The 4,829-nt window shown below is 55.9% G+C and carries 3 protein-coding genes and 2 pseudogenes; 2 read left to right on the forward strand and 3 right to left on the reverse strand.

What is annotated here, in order from left to right; genetic code table 11:
• Positions 1–186: 186 nt before the first annotated feature.
• The gene (locus K289_RS0140435) at positions 187–615 is read right to left on the reverse strand and encodes a ParB N-terminal domain-containing protein (protein WP_027556499.1); all 429 of its coding nucleotides are present in this window, start codon (positions 613–615) and stop codon (positions 187–189) included.
• 255 nt (positions 616–870) lie between these two features.
• Between K289_RS0140435 and K289_RS50005 the strand changes: the two are divergent.
• Positions 871–1,211, forward strand: a pseudogene (locus K289_RS50005) (transposase); the annotation flags it as partial.
• Between the two features lie 145 nt (positions 1,212–1,356).
• Here the strand turns inward: K289_RS50005 and K289_RS0140445 are convergent.
• Positions 1,357–2,598, reverse strand: coding sequence for a cytochrome P450 (locus K289_RS0140445; protein WP_027556501.1), 1,242 nt, complete (start codon positions 2,596–2,598; stop codon positions 1,357–1,359).
• Between the two features lie 408 nt (positions 2,599–3,006).
• On the opposite strand from K289_RS0140445, the pseudogene K289_RS50010 reads away from it, so the two are divergent.
• Positions 3,007–3,561: pseudogene (locus tag K289_RS50010) on the forward strand (transposase); the annotation flags it as partial.
• Here K289_RS50010 and K289_RS50015 read toward each other — a convergent pair.
• A partial coding sequence (locus K289_RS50015) for a thioesterase domain-containing protein (RefSeq protein ID WP_245284146.1) occupies positions 3,548–4,829 on the reverse strand: 1,282 nt, incomplete at its 5' end. The pseudogene K289_RS50010 and the gene K289_RS50015 overlap by 14 nt on opposite strands.

Raw genomic sequence — 4,829 nt, forward strand, 5'->3', positions numbered from 1 at the left:
CTCTTGCGCGCCCTTATCCGACAGCTCGCCGAAACTGTCCCGGCTCAAAAGATCGCTTAAATCACTACTCGCCCGCGTTCTTCACGGGGGACTAGATCCACAAAACGACCTTCAAAATCCGAGCTGGATGGACCGTTGAGCAATCGAACGGTCACTCGTTAAACTTGGACCCGGCGCCTGGCAGGGTTAAATGGCCTGTTGATCGTCCTTCAGCTCATTGAGATCAACTGAGCAGGATGGCAGTTGAACGTGTAGGCGGTGCCTTGTCGTCTTGGATTTCATCAGATCGCCCGAGAGGCCGGCCCTGATGATCTGCTCCACGTCAACAGGCGTGCTATCGCGCCAATAGGTTACGTCCAAATTTGGATCGTCATAAGAAAGCAGGACGCATGGAACAAACGACAAATTAAGCGTCGTGGCGCAGAAATGGCGATGGTGGCCATCCATAATCACCGATTGACTGCATTCAACCAGGATCGGCTGCGTCCACCTTCCCTCTTCGGCGATTACCTGGGCCAGCATCTGAGCCCGTTCAAGCTCGATCTCTTCACTCGGTCTGAGCTGAGCAACCGGCAGTGTGACGATATTGTAGTTCGAGGCTGCCACGTCACCCATTCTCTAACCATCCCTTTGTTGATCCACATGCTGCTGTCATGTTCTGCCGTCATGCCATCGATTACGACAACAGAGTCCTTCTTAACTCTGTGGCTGAACAAGAGGCATGTACCGTGCCAGACACGAGGGCAGCGGCTGCCCACCGAGTCACAGTTCGTGGCGTTGCTGCACGGTCAACTTTCGGGGGGCGTCGGCGCTGCGCGAGATTGTGAGGGGTCTCTTTTTGAGCCATGAAGCGCGGTTTCACCACGTCGGCGCAGCGCCTCGAATAACCTTGATACCTCTGCCGAGGACATTGCCGGGCTCTATCGCCGGCCGTGGGCCATCGAGCTGTTCTTTCGCTGGGTCAAGCAGACCTGACGATCACACGCCTCGTCGGCACCTCCGAGAATGCTGTACGCATCCAGATCGCCGTCGCCCTGATCGCCTTTCTGCTGCTGTGCCTGGCCCATGCCGCTCAGAAAGCCGTTCGAAGCCCGCTCGTCTTCGCCAGGCTGGTCCGCGCCAACCTCATGCACCGCAGATCAATCCAATACCTGTTTGTGCCGAACTCCACCCCTCAACATCAGCCACAGATGAGCCTCAGTCTATGCTGATTGCTCAACCGGACAGCCGTGCCCAGCTCCCGAAATACAGTATTCCTTCCCGATCAACTGCTTTCGGTACTTTGCTGCGGCGAGAGGGGCCAAAGAGGAACGGAAACCGTGCTGCATGGCGGCTCCCTAGCCAGAGCATCACAGCCTAAGCTGCAATGCGCACAGGGAGAGCAGAATAACCGTGCACAAAATTGGACGCAATTCGCTCAGGTTCGCCGACAACCTTGACCTCCAGCCGTGCATTCAAGAGTTCTTCCCAGAGAACTCTCAACTGCAGCTCCGCAAGATGTCGACCAACGCAGCGATGGATGCCGAATCCGAACGAAAGATGCTGCCGCACGTCCTTGCGATCGATGACAAAGCTGTTGGCGTTCCCGATGACCTCTTCATCGCGGTTGCCAGAGATGTACCACATGACAACCTTGTCGCCCTTCCTGATTTGTTTCCCACCTACGATAATATCGGTAGCGGCATTGCGGCGCATATGTGCGATGGGCGTCTGATATCGAATGATCTCGGACACCGCGCTCGATACCAGATTGGGATTATCGCGTAATTTTCGCAGCTCGGAAGGGTGCTGGTTCATGAACAGGAGCCCCCCGGTAATCGAATTGCGCGTGGTGTCATTTCCCCCGACGATCAACAAAATCAGATTTCCGAGGAACTCACTCGGCTCCATGTGGCGAGTTGCGGGCGAGTGCGCCATCAAGGAAATCAGGTCGACGCGTGGCTCGGCATTAATCCGCTCCTTCCAAAGTCGCGTGAAATACTCCAAGCACTCGGACAAGATCGTGCTTCGCTTGTCCCAACTGTCGATCGCATGGCCCATTTTCGGAGTTGTAACAGCTACGTCCGACCAATAGGTCAAAAGGCGCCGATCCTCAAATGGAAAGTCGAATAGCGTGGCGAGCATTTGCGTCGTCAACTCAATGGAGACCATGTCCACCCAATTGAAGTCATCGTTACGCGGCAAGCCGTCCAGAATCGTCCTGAGCCGATGGCGGATCAAGTTTTCGAGCTTCGTCAGGTTTTCCGGTGCGACTATCGGACTGACAGTATTGCGCTGCTCGCCATGTTTAGGAGGACCCATCTTGATGAAACTCTGAGTCCAGTGCTTGTCAGGCACGTCGACAATAGTGACACCCTGCTCCGACGAGAACGTTTTGTGATTTGTATCTACCGCTACGATGTCTCGGTATTTCGTTAGGGACCAATATGGACCATAAGGGCTATCTTGGCAGTAGTGAACGGGATCTTCCATCCGCAACCGCTCGAAACACCCCCATATGCTATTATCTTGAAAGCGCTTGGCTTCGCTTACATCCAGATTGCTCAGCGGAATATGACACGCATCACTGGCTCTACAGTCCGCCAATCGCGTTTCCATGATCGTCTCCGCAGATTTTTCTCTCAAGAGATTAAGGATCCACAGGCCGCCACTCATTGTTCGAGCTGCCGTGGCGTTTTGGTTGCGAGCGGGTCATCGCGAACAGAGTATCCCAAACTGTAGGCAGCCCCCCCTACCATATCCGACAGTAAGGATCGCATCGACTTTCTAGGTGCTGTCTGGGATGAGGTTGGACTCCTGAGTGGCGTAATCTCCGACATCATGAGCTATCTGATTGCTAGGCGAGGTCAATCGGCTGGATCATGCAGGTTCAGCCGGAAGGGTGTTGAACCGGACGCGAGCGCATCAAGGGAGGCGATCCCGGCGGAGGGCCGATATACTCTTGGAGCTCGCGCGAATTCACGACACCCCAAACAACGTCACCGTGACCGCTAGGCACATCTCCGACCGGCGAAGTTCCGGGTGATCGTCACGCGCCGTCCCAAGTATGCCTTCAAGAACGCGGACGGCGTCATCCAGGCGCCGGCACCCGCCCATATCATTGAAGGAGGCATTCCGACGGAAGCGCTTCTGGCCCAGATCGCCGTCGCCAAATATGCCGATGGCCAGCCGCTCTACCGGCAGGAGGCGATCTACGCCCGCGATAAGGTCGAACTCGACCGCCAAGTTGATGGCGCAATGGATGGGCAAGCTCGGCTTCGAGCTCGAGATCGTGGCGGACTACGTCTTCAGCGAGGTCAAAGAGGCCGAACGGGTCTTTGCCGACGAAACCACCCTGCCGACGCTTGCTCCCGGCTCCGGATCAACGAAGACGGCCTACTTATGGCCTATGCCAGGCTTGACCGAACCTTTGGCCGCAGCGGTCCCCCGATGGTGGCTTATCGCTTCGAAGACACCGCTCCGGCGAATGCGCGGTCCGGCATCCTGCAAGTGGATGGCTATGCCGTCTATAACAAGCTCGCGCGATCCGACCGCGGCAATGATGGCATCACATTGGCTGGCTATTTAAGGCTCTTGATAACGAGCGTGCCAGGACTTTGCGGTTTTCTGGAGTGTTCATCATCGTCGCGTGATTGCCTGGAATCGGTGTGGTATCAATGGCCGCTGCACTCAAAACCCTGTCCCAGCCTCGCATCGGCGAGCTCATCTCTGGAGCTATTGAGCTCTTGTCTATTCGTGCGCGACAACTTACGGAAGAATCCGTCGCGTAAAACTGATGTACCTCAATTGGCAGCGAGGGAGCCCGATATAGCTGCAGCGCCCTTTGAAACTGCTCAATTCTCTCGTACATCAAAGCATCATTGTGATCCGGAGGTATAGCTCCTATTTGATGAGCCTTCTCAAGTAGTTGAGCAATTGAACTGTGCCGTGCAAAGCGCTTTATTAGTTTAAAGTGCTCGTCCTCAAGGGGTTCAAGAGTTTTTAGCACCACTTCGCATACCATCTGGGTGGGCGTCATGCCGGCTGGCTTTGCGGGTAGCGTAACATCAATGAACGCCATAAATGAGACAGTTTCATTGAGGCTCAGTAACTGCTCGGCTATGGCGTAAGCCAATATTCCGCCTGATGAGTATCCAGCAAATCGATATGGACCCCGGGACCGTATCTCCCTGATCGCCGGAATGACTTGCGAGGCTATCGCTTCAAGAGTTGGTGAACAAACTTCACTGAAAGAAGGCCACGGTAGACCATAGATTGGACAGTCCGCGTCCATTTCCTCCACCAAGTTGAGGATATAGGAACGATCTCCTAAGCCTGTGGGAACAAAGAACAGCGGCGGCTGCGATCCGGTTGCGCGAACACAAATCACTCCCGGACTACTGGGCTGTGGCTCCAAATGAACCTTCAATGCAAGTTCCTTCAGAACAGGAGCTTGGAAGAGATCGGCGGCGGTAAACTTGAACCCGGCATCGAGCGCTCGACTGAGAAGCCGCACCGCTAGCAGTGAGTGCCCGCCCAGTTCGAAGAAGTCATCGTGGCGTCCGACCCGCTCAACACCCAGAAGCTCGGCCCAGATCTGTGCCAGCGTGATCTCGATCTCGCCTTGCGGCGCCTCATAGGCGCGATCCGCATACGCCTCACCGTCCGGCGCAGCCAGCGCCTTGCGGTCCAGCTTGCCATTCACCGTCAGCGGCAGCGCCGCCAACCGCACGAACGCCGATGGCACCATGTACTCCGGCAGGTGTGCACTTATGTGGGCGCGCAAGGCGCCGGCAAGCTCGCTTCCCTCCAGCCCGTTCGAAGCTGCCTCGGGCGCAGACACCACATAG

Origin of the sequence: Bradyrhizobium sp. Cp5.3, assembly GCF_000426265.1 — a bacterium.
GTDB classification, from domain to species: domain Bacteria; phylum Pseudomonadota; class Alphaproteobacteria; order Rhizobiales; family Xanthobacteraceae; genus Bradyrhizobium; species Bradyrhizobium neotropicale.

Bases quoted from the DNA above. Each gene is read 5' to 3' on its own strand.
- K289_RS0140435 (WP_027556499.1), bottom strand. From the start codon at position 615: ATGGGTGACGTGGCAGCCTCGAACTACAATATCGTCACACTGCCGGTT.
- K289_RS0140445 (WP_027556501.1), bottom strand. From the start codon at position 2,598: ATGGAAACGCGATTGGCGGACTGTAGAGCCAGTGATGCGTGTCATATT.